At 71.3% G+C, this 15,497-nt stretch carries 14 protein-coding genes; 7 read left to right on the top strand and 7 right to left on the bottom strand.

All coding sequences use genetic code 11. The features are described 5' to 3' along the window. The 6 genes from CEK69_RS14895 to CEK69_RS14870 all read left to right on the top strand — a co-directional run. On the top strand, window positions 1-262 hold a 262-nt coding region (locus CEK69_RS14895), incomplete at its 5' end, for a DsbA family protein (protein ID WP_193314003.1). Window positions 263-588: 326 nt separating this feature from the next. Continuing rightward, window positions 589-1,596 (top strand): beta-N-acetylhexosaminidase, encoded by a 1,008-nt coding sequence (gene nagZ, locus CEK69_RS14890; protein WP_152246426.1) that lies wholly within the window; start codon window positions 589-591, stop codon window positions 1,594-1,596. Further along, the gene (locus CEK69_RS14885) at window positions 1,596-2,150 is read left to right on the top strand and encodes a hypoxanthine-guanine phosphoribosyltransferase (RefSeq protein ID WP_017917414.1); all 555 of its coding nucleotides are present in this window, start codon (window positions 1,596-1,598) and stop codon (window positions 2,148-2,150) included. Before nagZ ends, CEK69_RS14885 begins: the two co-directional genes overlap by 1 nt. A 96-nt stretch (window positions 2,151-2,246) precedes the next feature. Then, window positions 2,247-2,993, top strand: coding sequence for an S-methyl-5'-thioinosine phosphorylase (locus CEK69_RS14880; protein WP_152246424.1), 747 nt, complete (start codon window positions 2,247-2,249; stop codon window positions 2,991-2,993). An 88-nt stretch (window positions 2,994-3,081) separates the two neighbouring features. Continuing rightward, on the top strand, window positions 3,082-3,288 hold the full coding sequence (locus CEK69_RS14875; RefSeq protein WP_003488188.1) for a cold-shock protein: 207 nt from the start codon (window positions 3,082-3,084) through the stop codon (window positions 3,286-3,288). 95 nt (window positions 3,289-3,383) lie between these two features. Continuing rightward, entirely contained in the window at window positions 3,384-4,634 is a 1,251-nt protein-coding gene (locus tag CEK69_RS14870) for an NAD(P)/FAD-dependent oxidoreductase (protein ID WP_193314002.1), read from the top strand. Between the two features lie 795 nt (window positions 4,635-5,429). Here the strand turns inward: CEK69_RS14870 and pdeM are convergent. Genes pdeM through CEK69_RS14850 form a run of 4 tightly spaced genes read right to left on the bottom strand, consistent with a single transcriptional unit; the run spans window position 5,430 to window position 11,206 of the window. Continuing rightward, on the bottom strand, window positions 5,430-6,080 hold the full coding sequence (gene pdeM / locus CEK69_RS14865; RefSeq protein WP_152246422.1) for a ligase-associated DNA damage response endonuclease PdeM: 651 nt from the start codon (window positions 6,078-6,080) through the stop codon (window positions 5,430-5,432). Then, on the bottom strand, window positions 6,070-8,616 hold the full coding sequence (locus CEK69_RS14860) for a ligase-associated DNA damage response DEXH box helicase (RefSeq protein ID WP_152246420.1): 2,547 nt from the start codon (window positions 8,614-8,616) through the stop codon (window positions 6,070-6,072). The genes pdeM and CEK69_RS14860 overlap by 11 nt, the downstream gene beginning before the upstream one ends. Continuing rightward, window positions 8,613-10,205 carry an ATP-dependent DNA ligase gene (locus CEK69_RS14855; RefSeq protein WP_152246418.1) on the bottom strand — a complete coding sequence of 531 codons (1,593 nt, stop codon included), beginning with the start codon at window positions 10,203-10,205 and terminating at the stop codon, window positions 8,613-8,615. Before CEK69_RS14855 ends, CEK69_RS14860 begins: the two co-directional genes overlap by 4 nt. After that, window positions 10,202-11,206 carry a ligase-associated DNA damage response exonuclease gene (locus CEK69_RS14850; protein ID WP_152246416.1) on the bottom strand — a complete coding sequence of 335 codons (1,005 nt, stop codon included), beginning with the start codon at window positions 11,204-11,206 and terminating at the stop codon, window positions 10,202-10,204. The genes CEK69_RS14855 and CEK69_RS14850 overlap by 4 nt, the downstream gene beginning before the upstream one ends. 111 nt (window positions 11,207-11,317) lie before the next feature. Here CEK69_RS14850 and CEK69_RS14845 point away from each other — a divergent pair, with 111 nt between their 5' ends. Further along, window positions 11,318-12,958 (top strand): acyl-CoA dehydrogenase family protein, encoded by a 1,641-nt coding sequence (locus CEK69_RS14845; RefSeq protein ID WP_152246414.1) that lies wholly within the window; start codon window positions 11,318-11,320, stop codon window positions 12,956-12,958. A gap of 912 nt (window positions 12,959-13,870) precedes the next feature. Here CEK69_RS14845 and CEK69_RS14840 read toward each other — a convergent pair. The 3 genes from CEK69_RS14840 to CEK69_RS14830 all read right to left on the bottom strand — a co-directional run. Next, complete coding sequence (locus CEK69_RS14840) at window positions 13,871-14,233, bottom strand: hypothetical protein (RefSeq protein ID WP_152181262.1); 363 nt, start codon at window positions 14,231-14,233, stop codon at window positions 13,871-13,873. Beyond that, window positions 14,230-14,775, bottom strand: coding sequence for a polymer-forming cytoskeletal protein (locus CEK69_RS14835; protein WP_152246412.1), 546 nt, complete (start codon window positions 14,773-14,775; stop codon window positions 14,230-14,232). Before CEK69_RS14835 ends, CEK69_RS14840 begins: the two co-directional genes overlap by 4 nt. 104 nt (window positions 14,776-14,879) lie before the next feature. Continuing rightward, window positions 14,880-15,497, bottom strand: a 618-nt coding sequence (locus CEK69_RS14830) for a GGDEF domain-containing protein (RefSeq protein WP_152246411.1), incomplete at its 5' end; no start/stop codon positions are given.

Below are 15,497 nucleotides of genomic sequence, written 5' to 3'. Positions count from 1 at the left end.
CGCCTGCACCCGCGCCGCCGGTGGGTTGTCGGCGGCGCGGGTGCAGGCGCTGCTGGCCGGCGACGAGGGACTGGACGAGATCGAGGCGGAACTGCAGCAGGCGCAGGCCATGGGCATCCGCGCGGTGCCCACCTACGTCATCGATGGCCGTCAGGCGCTGCAGGGCGCGCAGCCGCCGGAGGTGTTCGCCGCCACCGTGCGCGGTTTGCTGGCCGACGCCCAGGCGGGCCGCGATTGCGGTCCGGACGGCTGCGCGGTCTAGGACGTCGCGCGCTGTACGTTGGGCTTCCCGCGCCGCGTGCGGCGCGCCAGACAGCGTCGCAGGAGGCGAGGGGCTTCCCGCGGTGATGCGCAGGCGTCCTGCTGATGCCCATGCCGGTTCGCCGTGGACGTGTCCCGCATCCCGCGCGCGCCAGCCACGGCAGCCAGGCAACGGGCCGCAAGGCCGCCTTGCGCGCGCCTCAACTCGGACGCGTTCATTACCGAGACGTGTCAGCTGGCAGCGGCGCGACCTGCCGCCGACGCCGGCATCTGCGACAATGCCGACCCACAGGCGCCTGAACCGCGCCGGCAGGAGGAATCCCCCGCATGCTCGCGATCGGCGTTGCCGGTACCGAACTCACCGCGCAGGAGCGCGACTGGCTGCAGCACGATGCGGTGGCCGGCGTGGTCCTGTTCAAACGCAATTTCGCCTCGCGCGCGCAGGTGACCGAGTTGAGCGCGGCGATCCGCGCCGCCACGCCGCGGCCGCTGCTGCTCTGCGTGGACCAGGAAGGCGGGCGCGTGCAGCGCTTCCGCGAGGGCTACAGCGCATTGCCGCCGCTGCAGGATTTCGGCGCGCTGTACGCGCGCGATCCGGCCGCTGCGCTGGAGATGGCCGAGCAGCACGCCTGGCTGATGGCCAGCGAGATTCGCGCCAGCGGCATCGACCTCAGCTTCGCCCCGGTGCTGGACCTGGCCCGCGGCAACCGCGCCATCGGCGACCGCGCCTTCAGCGACGATCCGCAGGTGGTCGCGGCCTTCGCCGCGGCCTATGTGCGCGGCATGCACAGCGTCGGCATGGGCGCCACCCTCAAGCATTTCCCCGGCCATGGCACCGTGCTCGAGGACACCCACGTCGACGACGCCGAGGACCCGCGTTCGCTGGACACCCTGCGCCAGGAAGACCTGGTGCCGTTCGCCGCCGGCATCGCCGCCGGCGCCGATGCGGTGATGATGGCGCACGTGGTCTACCCGCAGGTGGCGCCGGAACCGGCCGGCTACTCGCCGCGCTGGATCCAGCAGATCCTGCGCCAGGAGCTGGGCTTCCGTGGCGTGGTGTTCTCCGACGACATCGGCATGGCCGCCTCGTTCGCCGCCGGCGGCGTCGCCGCGCGGGTCACTGCGCACCTGGACGCCGGCTGCGACGTGGTGCTGGTCTGCCACCCGGAACTGGTCGAAGACTCGCTGCAGGCCGTGCGCGATCGCCCGCTCAACACCGCCGCGCTGCTCGGCCTGATCGGCCGCGGCGGCCTTGGCTGGGACGGCCTGCTGGCCGATGCCCGCTATGGCCACACCCAATCCCATCTGCTCTCCACCTTCGGAAAAACCGCCTGATGTCCACTCTCACCATCGCCCAGGCCCTGGCCCAGGCCGACCTGCTGGTCGATCGCACCCGCATCGACCAGGCCATCGCCCAGATGGCCGACGCCATCGCCGCCGACTACCGCGGCGAAACCCCGGTCTACCTGACCATCATGCACGGCGCGCTGCCGTTCGCCGGCCAGCTGGCGCTGGAACTGGGCAGCCGCGGCCAGGACCTGCAACTGGACTACCTGCACGCCACCCGCTACCGCGGCGAGACCGTCGGCGGCGAACTGGTATGGAAGCACCGCCCGGCCACCGCGCTGTACGGCCGCCGCGTGCTGTTGCTCGACGACATCCTCGACGAAGGCCTGACCCTGAAGGCAGTGCGCGAGTGGTGCCTGGAGCAGGGCGCCACCGACGTGCGCATCGCCGCGCTGACGGTCAAGCGCCACGACCGCTGCGTGCCCGGGGTCAGCGCCGACTACGTCGGCGTCGAAGTGCCTGACCGCTACGTGTTCGGCTTCGGCATGGACGTCAACGAGGCGCTGCGCAACCTGCCGGCGATCTACGCGATGAAGGAGTAAGCGGCCAGGCGAGCCAGCCTCGCCTGCGTCGCTGCCGTTTCCCGCTGCCGGCGCGCGTCGCCGGCGCAGGCGTTCCCTTTCGTTCGAGGATCCGCATTGGACAACATCGCACTGGCCGTCATCGGCGGCACCGGCGTCTACAAGCTCGCACAGTTGGACGACGTGCAGACCCACGAGGTCGAGACGCGCTACGGCGCGCCTTCCGGCCCGGTGCGGGTCGGCACGCTGCTCGGCCACCGCGTCGCCTTCCTGGCCCGCCACGGCGAAGGCCATTCGCTGCCGCCGCACAAGATCAACTACCGTGCCAACCTTGCTGCGCTGCAGCAGATCGGCACCACGCGCGTGCTCGCGTTGAACACGGTGGGCGGCATCACCGAGCGCTTCGGCCCGCGCGTGCTGGCCTGCCCGGATCAGCTCATCGACTACACCTGGGGGCGCATCTCCACCCTGTGCGAAGAGCCGGGCAGCGAGGTGCTGCATGTGGATTTCGGTCATCCGTATTCGCCGCTGCTGCGCAGCAAGATCCTCGCCGCCGCGCGCGTCACCGGCACCGCGCTTGTGGACGGTGGCTGCTACGCCGCCACGCAGGGGCCGCGCCTGGAAACCATCGCCGAGATCGCGCGGCTGCGCCGCGACGGTTGCGACCTGGTCGGCATGACCGGCATGCCGGAAGCCGGGTTGGCGCGCGAGCTGGGCCTGGACTACGCCTGCCTGGCGATCGTGGCGAACTGGGCGGCCGGCTGCGGCGACGCCGAGGAAATCACCCTGGCCGAGGTGCTGGCCAATGTCGAGGCGGCCTCGGTCGGGCTGCCGGAGCTGGTGGGGGAACTGGCGCGCGGGTGATTGTCTTCGTTGCGCAAGCTTTGCATACTCCGCCGGTGCGGCTGCCGCACAACCACCACCCATTCACTGCAAAAGGTCTCGCATCACCATGCCGAACGGTACCGTCAAGTGGTTCAACGACGCCAAGGGATTTGGTTTTATTTCTCCGGAAGACGGTAGCGCCGATGTGTTCGCGCACTTCTCCGCGATCAACTCCAAGGGCTTCCGCAGCCTGCAGGAAGGACAGCGTGTCAGCTACGACGTGACCCAGGGTCCGAAGGGCGCGCAAGCCTCGAATATCACGCCGGTCGAGTAAGCGCGCGCGTTGACTCGGTTGTGCCTTGAACCCCGCTTCGGCGGGGTTTTTTATGGGAGACGCCGTGGTGTCGGCGTCGGCAGGCGGTGCAGGCAATGACGCAAGGATTGCAGATCGGGATCGTGGGGTATGGCACCGCAGGCCAGGCACTGGCGCTGCTGCTGGCGCGCGACGGGCACCGCGTGCAGGTGTTCGAGCGCGCCGCCGAGCCCGGGCCGGTCGGCGCCGGTTTCCTGCTGCAGCCGACCGGCCTGCAGGTGCTGTGGCGGATCGGCCTGCTCGATCAGGCCCTGGCCTACGGCGCGCCGGTGCACCGCCTGTACGGCGAGACCCCGTGCGGGCGCGCGGTGATGGACATGCGCTACCGCGACCTGGAGGCGCGCCTGTTCGGGCTGGGCATGCAGCGCGGCGCCTTGTTCGCGCTGCTGGCGCAGGCCTGGGACGGCTACGCCACGCTGCAGCGCGATACGCGCATCGTCGCCATCGACGACACGCTGCGCCGGGTGCAGGACCAGCACGGCCGCTGGCACGGGCCATTCGACCTGGTGATCGCCTGCGACGGCTCGGCCTCGGCGCTGCGCGCGCAGGTGCAGGCGACGCGGCTGGACCGGATGTATCCGTGGGGCGCGCTGTGGTGCCTGCTGCCGCGCGGCGACTGGGCCTTCGCCGACGAACTGCGCCAGCGCTACGTGGCCGCGCGCAAGATGATCGGCCTGCTGCCGGTGGGCACCCGCCCAGGCGATGCCGAGCCGCGGGTGAGTTTCTTCTGGAGCCTGCCGACCGCCGAGTTCGATGCCTGGCAGGCGCGCGGTGTGCAGCCGTGGCTGGAGGAGATCGCGCAGCTGTGGCCGCAGGCGCGCGAACGCCTGGCGCAGATCGACGCACCGGCGCAACTGGCGCGGGCCAGCTACCGCGATGCGGTGCAGCGGCACTGGTACCGCGGCCGCCTGGTCTTGGCCGGCGACGCGGCGCATGCGATGAGCCCGCAACTGGGGCAGGGCGTCAACATGGCCCTGATGGACGCCTGGGCATTGAGCGAGAGCCTGCGCACCGCGCCGGACATCGACGCGGCATTGGCGCGCTACCAGGCGCAGCGCCAGGCGCACGTGGCGGTGTACCAGTTCTGGAGCCGCTGGCTGACCCCGCTGTTCCAGTCCGAGCGCGACCTGATGGCGCGGCTGCGCGATGTGGGCATGCTGCCGGCCGGGCGCATGCCGGGGGGCCGCGGACACATGCTGCGCGTGCTCAGCGGCACCCAGCACGGCTGGTTCGGCAAGCTGCCGCTGGCGCCAGAGTTTCTCGAAGCGTTGCAGGACGCGGTGGCGCGGCGCGTGGCGCTGCCGTAGGCGGCGAGATCGCGGACGCAGGTGGACGCGCGCCTGGGTGATTCGTCGCGGCGACGGCGCGTGCAGAGCGCAACGCGGCGAGCGCGGTCCGACGGCGATGTTCTGTGTTTGCACTTGCAACATTGTCGTGCCGCGATTCGCCAATCTTGTGTGGGATGGGCTTCAGCCCCGGCACCCTTCAGTTGGTCGCGTCGGGACTGAAGTCCCTCCCACACTAGGGCAGTGCACTTGTTGCTTTGATCGCGGTCATGGGCTGCCCGGCGTTACGCCGACGCTTCCTCCCGCACGGTGCCAAGCACTCGCGCAATGCATTGCGACTGCACTGTGGGAGGGGCTTAAGCCCCGACACCCTTCAGTTGGTCGCGTCGGGACTGCAGCCCCTCCCACACTAAGGCAGTGCACTTGTTGCCTTGATCGCGGTCATGGGCTGCCCGGCGTTCCACCGATGCTTCCTCCGGCACGGTGCCAAGCACTCGCGCAATGCATTGCGACTGCACTGTGGGAGGGGCTTAAGCCCCGACACCCTTCAGTTGGTCGCGTCGGGACTGCAGTCCCTCCCACATTAGGGCAGTGCACTTGTTGCTTTGATCGCGGTCATGGGCTGCCCGGCGTTCCACCGATGCTTCCTCCGGCACGGCGCCAAACACTCGCGCAATGCATTGCGACTGCACTGTGGGAGGGGCTTCAGCCCCGACGCCTTTGAGTCGGACGCATCGGGCCTGAAGTCCCTCCCACAGCATGGCATCGCACTGACCACTTCGGTTGCAGTCACGACCAGCCGCCACCTCGCCCGACCTACGCCGTCGCCACCGGCAGCGCCAGGGCCGCACCCTCGACGCAGGCGACCAGGCGTTCGCCCGGCGCCAGCACCGGGGCGACGCCGGCGGTGAAGTGCGAGAACGCCGGCAGCACGGTCATGCCGTCGCGCAGCCAGAACGCCGGCCAGCGCGGGCGAAGGCCCGGCAGCTTGACCAGCGGGTGCAGGTGCCCGCACAGCACGTGGCGCTGCGCATCGGTGGCCGGATCGTGGCGCAGCACGAACGGGCCGTCTTCCACCTGCATGCCAAGGGGCGCGATGTCCAGCCCGGCGCCGGCGAGGGCGCGGTCGTGGTTGCCGGTGATCGCCGCCACGCGCAGTTGCGGATGCTGCGCGCGCCAGGCATGCCACTGGCGTTGCCAGTCGGCATCGGCTGCGGCGCCGTGCAGCACGTCGCCGAGGATCCACAGTTCCGCCGCGTCCTGCGCCTGCAGCAGGGCCGACAGCCGCGCCAGGTCGAGCGCGGTGCCGCCGCGCGGCAGGCCGATGCCGGCGCGGCGGAAGACGTCGGCCTTGCCCAGGTGCAGGTCGGCGATCAGCAGCCGCCGCCGCGCCGGCCAGTACAGCGCGCGGTCGCCGAGCAGGCGCATCGGTTCGCCGGCCAGCCGCCAGTCCAGTTCAGCGCGCATGGCGCTGCTCCAGTTGCGCCGCCGCGCGCATCACCCGCGCCTTCCAGTCCTCGGTGCTGAGCTGGCCGCGGATGCTCTCGGCCCACAGCGGGAACGCCAGTGGCGTGAGGCTGCGCGGACTGTGCAGCGCCAGCTCGCGCGCGGCGCAATCGTCCAGGGTGGCGGCGAGCCGGGTCAGTTCCATCTCGCCCTGCAACACCTCGCGCTCGGCCTGCGCCAGCAGCAGGTGCTCGGGATCGAAGCGGCTCAGCACGTCGTACAGCAGGCCGCTGGAGGCCTGCAGCTGGCGCAGGCTGCGCGGCAGGCGGCCGGGCAGGCTGGGCGGCAACAGGCCGGCGACGCGGGCGATCTCGCGGAACTGGCGGCGCGCCAGTTCGCCGAGGTTGAGGCTCTCTCGCAGATCCTCGAACAACTGCGCCGGACTCAGCAGTTCGCGCAGCAGCGCTGCATCGATCGGCGCGTCCTCCGCCGGCGACAGCACGAAGCCGTAGTCGTTGGCGGCGAAGCTGAAGGTATTGCGCTGCCGCCGGCCCCAGCGCAGCGCCAGCAACGCGGCCAGGCCTTCGTGCACCTGGCGGCCGGCGAACGGATACACGAACAGGTGCTGGCCGTCGCGGGCGCGCACGCGCTCGGCCAGCAGCCGCTGCGGCGCCGGCAGAGCCGACAGCGCGCGCTGCAGGCCGAGCAGCGGCGCCAGTGCGCGCAGTTCGGCCTCGCCGCGCGGATCGGCGAACACCGCTTCCACCTCGCGGCCCAGTTCCGAAGACAGCGGCATGCGCCCGCCCATCCACTTCGGCACGCTGCCGTCGCCGCCCTTGGCCAGGCGCACGTAGGCAGTCATGTCCTCCAGTCGCACCAGTTCCAGCAGGCGCCCGGCGAACTGGAAGCGATCGCCGCGGCGCAGACGGCCGACGAACTGCTCCTCCACCGCGCCGAGCCTGCCGCCGCGCAGGAAGCGCACCGCGACACTGCCGTCGCTGGTGATGGTGCCGATCGACAGGCGATGACGCAGGGCGATGCGACGGTCGTGCACGCGGTACAGGCCGTCTTCGTCCAGCACCACCTTGCGGTAGTCCGGATACTGCGCCAGCGCGCGCCCGCCCTGCACGACGAACTCCAGCACCGCCTGCCAGGTCGGTGCGTCCAGCGCGGCGAAGGCGGCGGTGCCGCGCACTTCGGCGTACAGCGCGTCGGCAGCGAAGCCGCCGCCCAGCGCGCAGGTGATGCAGTGCTGCGCCAGCACGTCCAGCGACAGCCGCGGCGAGGGCCGCGATTCGATGCGGCCATGGGCGATGGCGCGGCGCGCCGCGGCGTATTCGACCAGTTCCAGCGCGTGCGAGGGCACGCACAACACGTGGCCGGCCTCGCCGGGGCGGTGTTTGGCACGGCCGGCACGCTGCAGCAGCCGCGCCACGCCCTTGGGGCTGCCGACCTGCAGCACCTGATCGACGGCGGGGAAATCCACGCCCAGGTCCAGGCTGGAGGTCGCCACCACGCAGCGCAGGCTGCCGTCGCGCAGGCCTTGCTCGGCAGCGCTGCGCAGTGCGGGATCCAGTGAGCCGTGGTGCAGGGCCAGCGTGTGCGCTTCCTCCGGCCACACCGAGGTCAGCGCCTGATGCCACAGCTCGGCCTGCGCGCGGGTGTTGGTGAACAGCAGGCTGGTGCGCACCGCGAAGAGTTTTTCCAGCACCCGCGGCAATTGCGCCAGGCCCAGGTGCCCGGCCCAGGGGAAGCGCTCGCCCACCGCGGGTGCCAACGTCTCCAGGGTCAGCGTGCGCGGCTTGACCCCGGCCACGATCGGCGCCTGCGGCAGGTGCGGCAGCAGCACGTCGCGCGCCTCGTCGAGGTTGCCGAGCGTGGCCGACAGGCCCCAGGTGCGCAGTGCCGGCGCCCACCCGCGCAGCCGCGCCAGGCACAGCTGCAACAGCACGCCGCGCTTGTTGCCGAGCAGTTCGTGCCACTCGTCGACGATCACGCAGCGCAGCGTCGCCAGTTGCGGCGCGGTGTCGGGATAGGACAGCAGCAGCGCCAGCGATTCGGGCGTGGTCACCAGCACGTCGAGCTTGCCGCTGCGCGCCAGGCGCTTGTCGCGCGCACTGGCATCGCCGGTGCGCAGGCCGATCTGCCAGTCCAGGCCCAGCGCCTGTGCCGGTTCGCGCAGCGCGCGCACGGTGTCGGCGGCGAGCGCGCGCAACGGGGTGATCCACAGCAACTTGAGGTCGCGCTGCGCCTGCCGGCGCGTGCGCGGCGGCGCGACGGTCTTGGCAGTCGCGCTGGCGCCGTTGCCGCGGGCGGGCGTCTGTTTGGCGGCGGCCGCCTGCGCCGCGGCCTGCGCACGCAGACCCTCCAACAACGGGCCGCCGAACGCAGCCAGGGTCTTGCCGCTGCCGGTGGGCGTGTGCAGCAGCCCGGAGCCGCCGTCCAGGTACTGCCGCCACAGCGCGCGCTGGAACGGCAGCGGTTGCCAGCCCTGCTGCGCGAACCAGGCGTACAGCGGCGCATCGGCCGGGCGCCGGCGCGCCGCGGTTGCGCTCATCGCGCCAGCGCCTGCAGCGTGGTCAAGCGGTCGGCCTCGGCGAACGGCTTGTCGTGGCGCCAGCGCAGGATGCGCGGGAAGCGCACGGCGATGCCGGACTTGTGCCGGCTGCTGCGATTCACCGCCTCGAAACCCAGCTCGAACACCTGGTACGGCGTCACCGCGCGCACCGGGCCGAAGCGCTCGGTGGTGTGCGCGCGGATCCAGCGGTCCAGCGCCAGGATCTCGCTGTCGTCCAGGCCCGAGTAGGCCTTGGCCACCGGCACCAGTTGCTCGCCATCCCACAGGCCGAAGGTGTAGTCGGTGTACAGCGTGCTGCGCCGGCCATGCCCGGCCTGCGCGTACAGCAGCACCGCGTCGATGGTCAGCGGCGCCACCTTCCATTTCCACCAGTCGCCACGGCGCCGGCCGGACTGGTAGGGCGATGTCGCACGCTTGAGCATCAAGCCTTCCACGCCGCGCGTGCGCGCATCCTCTCGCAGCGTTGCCGCCTGCTCCCATGTCGCGGCCTGTACCTGCGGCGACAGCGTCAGACGCGGATCGGCGTGCGCCTCCAGCAACGCCTGCAGTTGCGCGCGGCGCTGCTGCAGCGGCTGCTCGCGCAGGTCCTGGCCGTCCAGTTCCAGCAGGTCGTAGGCGAGCACCCGCGCCGGCGTGTCGGCCAGGGTCTTTGCACCGGGCTTGCGGCGCTGGATGCGGGTCTGCAGCGCGGTGAACGGCAGCGGTGCGGGCTCGCCTTCGCGCCAGACCAGCAGTTCGCCATCGATCACCGCGTCGCGCGGCAACGTCGCCGCGGCGGCTTCGATTTCCGGGAAGCGCCCGTCCAGGCGTTCCTCGCCACGCGACCACAGCGCCATCTCGCCGTCGCGGCGGATCAGTTGCAGGCGGATGCCGTCCCACTTCCATTCCAGCAGCCAGTCGTCGATGGCGCCGAGCGTGGCGGCCTCGGCTTCCAGCGGCGAGGCCAGGAAGAACGGGTAGGGCTGCTGGCGGTCGCTGGGCAGCACTTCGTCGGACAGCAACTGTTCCAGTGCCTGCGGCGTCGGCGACCAGGCGCCGAGCATGCGCTGGGCGATGCGCGCGATGTCGATTCCCGACATCGCCGCCAGCGCCTGCTGCACCAGCCGCTGCGACACGCCCACGCGCAGCGCGCCGGTCAGCAGCTTGTTGAACAGCAGGCGCTCGTCGAAGGCCAGGCTGCGCCAGCCGGCCACCACCGCGGCGCGGCGCGCGGCGTCGTCCTGTGCGGCCACCGGCAGCAGGCGTTCCTCGATCCAGTCGCGCAGGGGGGCGGGGTCCGGGGTTTCCGCCGGATCGTCCAGCAGCAGGGTCAGGGTTTCGGCCAGATCGCCGACGTGGTCGTAGCTGTCGTCCACCAGCCAGCCGGGCAGGCCGCTTTCCTCCGCGATCCATTCGCGCAGTTCGCGGGTGTTGGCGATACGACGCAGCTTGCCGCCGCTGAGCAACCAGATCGCCCAGGCCGCGTCGGCCGGCGGCGCCTGCTCGAAGTACGCCACCAGCGCGGCGCGCTTGTCCAGCGTCGCGGTGCTCTGGTCCAGTTGCCGGTACAGCGCGGCGAAGCGCTTCATTCCTCGCCACCGTAGTCGGTACGGAACGCCTCGGCGGCCACACCGCGTTCGTTGAGCGCGCGGATGATCGCGTCGGTGTTGCCGTGGGTCGCAATCACGTGCCGCGCGCCGGTCTCGTCGATGGTGCGCAGCAGGTCGGGCCAGTCGGCATGGTCGGAGACCACGAAGCCGCGGTCGTAGTTGCGCCGGCGGCGGTTGCCGCGCAGCCGCATCCATCCCGAGGCGAAGCCGAGTTGCGAATGGCGGAAGCGGCGCAGCCACGGACTGCCGGCGGCCGAGGGTGGCGCCAGCACCAGCTGCCCAGCGTAGTCGGCGCGCTTGTCCAGTTCGGACACGGTGCGCGTGTCCAGCATCGCCACGCCGGCCTCGCGATACACCGCCACGCCGGCCGCCACTGCGCCGTGCAGCAGCGCCGGCTGATCGTCCCACGGCTGCAGTTCGGCGAGCACGCGCTGCGCCTTGCCCAATGCGTAGCAGAACAGCACGGCGGCCTCGCCGCGCGCGCCGCACTCGCGGCGCCAGGCGACGATCTCGCGCGCCACCGCGCTGGTGTCCGGCCAGCGGTACACCGGCAGGGCGAAGGTGGCCTCGGTGATGAAGGTGTCGCAACGCACCACCTCGAACGGCGCGCAGGTCGGATCCGGCTGGCGCTTGTAGTCGCCCGAGGCGACCCAGACCTCGCCATCCACTTCGATGCGTACCTGCGCCGAGCCGAGCACGTGCCCGGCCGGATGCAGCGACACCTGCGCGCGGCCGAGCGTGAAGCGGGTGCCGTAGTCGTACGCGCGATAGGCCTGCTCGCCCAGCCGCCAGCGCAGGATCGGCAGGCCGGCGGCGGTGCAGTGGTATTCGCCCATGCCCGAGCGCGCGTGGTCGCCGTGGCCGTGGGTGATGACCGCGCGCGGCACCGGCCGCCAGGGATCGATATGGAAGTCGCCGGCGGGGCAGTACAGCCCTTCCGGGCGCAGCACCACCAGGTCCTGGGAAGCGGCATTCGGCATGGGCGCCACTGTGTCCAAGCCGGTGTGCAGGAGATGAGAATCCGCCCCGCGCGTTCGCGGCGACGCGACGGATCGGCCACAATGCGTGCAGCGCTTCTGGGAGGGAGATGCATGCACACGGACCTGCCGGCGTTCGCCACGCATACGGTCGACAATCAGCCGCCGCCGTTCGAACCGCGCGATCTTTGGGCCGACGACGTGGCGCTGCGTGAGGCCTGCGCACGCGAGGGCGCGGACGGCTTCGCGGCGACGCTGGCGCAGTACGGCGTGCTGGCCGGCGATGCGCTGTATCGGCTTGGCTTCGACGCCAACCGCGACCGTCCGCGGCTGCGCACGCACGACCGCTACGGCCACCGCATCGACACGGTCGAGTTTCACCCGGCCTATCACCAGTTGCTGGACGCGGCCAAGCGCCATGGCGTGGCCGGGCTGTCCTGGCACAGCCCGCAGCCGGGCGCGCATGTGGCGCGCGCGGCGCTGAGCTACCTGCACCACCAGGCCGAAGCCGGCACCAGTTGCCCGCTGACCATGACCCATGCCGCGGTCGCGGTGTTGCGCCAGGACCCGGCCTTGCGCGAATGGGCCGACAAGGCCGCCGCGCCGCACTACGACCCGCGCGACGTGCCGATCGCCGACAAGACCGGCATCACCCTCGGCATGGGCATGACCGAGAAGCAGGGCGGCTCGGACGTGCGCCGCAACGCCACCGTCGCCACGCCGCTGGACGGCGCCGGCGCGTACAGTCTGGTCGGGCACAAGTGGTTCTTCTCCGCACCGATGTCCGACGGCTTCCTGGTGCTGGCGCAGGCGCCGGGCGGCCTGACCTGCTTCCTGCTGCCACGGCGCCTGCCCGATGGGCAGCTCAACGCGCTGCGGCTGATGCGGCTGAAGGACAAGCTGGGCGACTGGTCCAACGCGTCCAGCGAAGTCGAGTTCGCCGGTGCCTGGGCGCAGCGCGTCGGCGAGGAAGGGCGTGGCGTGGCGCGGATCATCGGCATGGTGATGCTCACCCGGCTCGACTGCATGCTCGCCGCGGCTGCGCAGATGCGCATGGCGCTCGCCCAGGCGCTGCACCACGCGCGGCATCGCATCGCGTTCGGCAAGCGCCTGGTCGAGCAGCCGCTGATGCGCAACGTGCTGGCCGATCTGGCCCTGGAATCGGAAGCCGCCACCGCGTTCGCGCTGCGGGTGGCGCGCGCGGTGGATGCCGCCGACGCCGATGCCGCCGAGGCCGCATTCGCGCGCATTGCCACCGCGCTGGGCAAGTACTGGCTGTGCAAGCGCGCGCCGGCCTTCGTCAACGAGGCGCAGGAATGCCTGGGCGGTGCCGGCTACGTCGAGGAGTCGATCCTGCCGCGGCTGTACCGGCAGGCGCCGCTGAATTCGATCTGGGAGGGCAGCGGCAACATCCAGTGCCTGGACGTGCTGCGCGCGCTGGCGCGCGAACCGGCCAGCGCGGCCGCGGTGCTGGCGGAGTTGCAGACGGCGGGCGGCACCGACCCGGCCTATGACGCGGCGTTGGACGCACTGCGCGCGTCGCTGTCCGGCAACGCCGAAGTGGACGAGTACAGCGCACGGCGCCTGGCCGAACGCATCGCACTGGCCTTGCAGGCCGCGCTCCTGCTGCGCAGCGGCAGTCCGGCCGCCACTGTGTTCGTGCAAAGCCGACTGGCCGGCGCGCATGGACTGGCGTTTGGCACGCTGCAGGCGGGTGCGCCGGTCGAGGAACTGCTGGCGCGTGCGTTGCCGTAGGCCTGCGCCATGGCGACCCACCGCGCCGTCGCCAAGTGGGAAATGAGTGGGCCGGCACTTCCTTCTCCCTCCGGGACCACGGCCCCCTTTTTGGGGGAAGGTGCCCCGAAGGGGCGGATGAGGGTACGGCTGCCAGCCTAGTCATGCAGCAAGTGCAGCGATCACCGGCGTCGCGCGACCGTACCCTCACCCCAACCCCTCTCCCGACGGGAGAGGGGCTCAGCTTCTGCAATGCCATGAGTTGCGGTATGAAGGCCAGCGCGCCCTCGACATGTAGAAAAGCGGGCCGGCACTTCCTTCTCCCTCCGGGAGAAGGTGCCCCGAAGGGGCGGATGAGGGTACGGCTGCCAGCCTAGTCAGGCAGCAACTGCAGCGATCACCGGAGACGCGCGGCCGTACCCTCACCCCAACCCCTCTCCCGGTGGGAGAGGGGCTCAGCTTCCGCGATGCCTTGGGCTGCGCTATGGAGGCCAGCGCGCCCTCGGCATGTGGAAAATTGGGCTAGCCGGGACTTCCTTCTCCCTTCGGGAGAAGGTGCCCCGAAGGGGCGGATGAGGGTACGGCGGCCAGCGTCGCCAGACAGCAAGTGCAGCGATCACCGGCGTCGCGCGGCCGTACCCTCACCCCAACCCCTCTCCCGACGGGAGAGGGGCTCAGCTTCTGCAATGCCATGAGTTGCGGTATGAAGGCCAGCGCGCCCTCGGCATGTAGAAAAGCGGGCCGGCACTTCCTTCTCCCTCCGGGAGAAGGTGCCCCGAAGGGGCGGATGAGGGTACGGCGGCCAACGTAGCCACGCAGCAAGTGCGGTGATCAGAGGCGACGCGCGGCCGTACTCTCACCCCACCCCTCTCCCGACGGGAGAGGGGCCAGGCTCCTACGAATCCCCAATCCCCAATCCCAGCGCCACAGACGCTAATGCCTCCCGCGCTTCCCACCCCGCACCGGCGTCGCCTCGACCGAGAGCGTGAAACTGCGTTCCTCGCCGTCGAGCATGGCGCCGACGCCGACCAACTGGCGCTTGATCTCCTCGCCGCGGCCGTTGCGGATGCTGACCAGCACGGTGTACTCCCAGGCGCTGCCGTCGGCCGGGTGGCGGATGCTCCCTTCCACCCGCAGTGGCACCAGCGCCGATGGCGCCGACTGCTGCAGCACCGCCGAATCGAAGCGCAGGTGGTGCTTGCACGCCGGGCAGACGCTGGCGCTTTCGAGAATGGTGGCCTTGCAGTGCGGGCAGGTCCGGGTCGCCCCCGGACTGCCGGGACGCGGGCTGCTCATGCGCCGGCGTCGGACTCCGCGGGCTTGCCGCCCTTGCGGGCATGTTTGTCGTCGTCCCAGCCGAAGTCGGCCTGGCCGCGCATGCGCGAGCCGGCGGCCACGGTCAGCGAGCCGGCCTTGACGTCGCCGATCAGCGCGCCGGACGCAAGCAGCTCCACCCGCGAGGCCGATTCGATGTTGCCTTCCAGCTCGCCGGCGATCACCACCTTGTCGGCACGCACGCCGCCGCTGAGCTTGGCGCCGGTCTCGATGGTGAGGTCGCCCTGCACGTTGACGTCGCCCTTGAACTTGCCGGCGATGCGGATGTGGCCGGTGCCCTCGATCTTGCCCTCGATGCTGATGTCGGCGGCGATCAGCGATTCCTTCGCGGCGGGTGCCGGCGCAGGGGCGCGGGCGGCAGGGGCGGCGGCGGCGACCGCGGCGAGCGGTTCGCCTGGGGCGGCATCGCCCGGCGGGCGCGGCTCCGGCGGCAACGCGCCGTTGCCGGGAACGGGCGGCAGGCCATCCTTGCGCGCGGGACCCTGGTCTTTCCAGATGGACATGGGCTGTCGTCTCCAGTCGGGGGAAGCGCGACTATCGCCGCTCTATCGCGTCGGTTTTGTGACGCTTTCTTCAAAACGACGGCCCGACCGCGACCGCCGCCGGTTCAGCCCATGCCGTCCAGCGCCGGGTCGTAGGCCTGCACCTGGTTGCGGCCGCAGCGCTTGGCCCGGTACAGCGCCGCATCGGCCTTGCGCAGCAGGGTGGTGGCGACCACGCCGTCGCGCGCATAGCTGGCCACGCCGATCGACATGGTCACCGCCGGCAGCGCCTTGCCGTCCACGGTCGCGCTCAATTGCTGGGCAGCGCTGCGGATCTGCTCGGCGATGGCCTGCGCCTGTTCCGGCCCGGTCTCCGGCAGGATCACCGTGAACTCCTCGCCGCCGTAGCGGCAGGCGATGTCCTCGCCGCGCAGCCGCGTCGACAGCATCTGCCCGACCGCCGCCAGCAGGGCGTCGCCGCCGCCGTGGCCGTGCAGGTCGTTGAACTGCTTGAAATGGTCCACGTCCAGCATCAGCAGCGACAGCGGCATCTGCCGGCGTCCGCAGCGGGCCAGTTCGTGGTTGAGCGATTCTTCCAGGTAGCGCCGGTTGAACAGGCCGGTGAGCGGGTCGCGGATCGACTGCAGGCGCAGCGACTCGCGCAGGCGCAGGTTGCTCAGCGCCAGCGACAGCTGCTCGGCGGCGGCCTCGGCGATGGCGATGCGCGGCAGCGGACCGGTGCC

This window comes from Xanthomonas sp. LMG 12462 (genome assembly GCF_009192885.1).
GTDB lineage: Bacteria > Pseudomonadota > Gammaproteobacteria > Xanthomonadales > Xanthomonadaceae > Xanthomonas_A > Xanthomonas_A sontii.
This window is presented reverse-complemented; position numbering and strand designations above follow the sequence as displayed.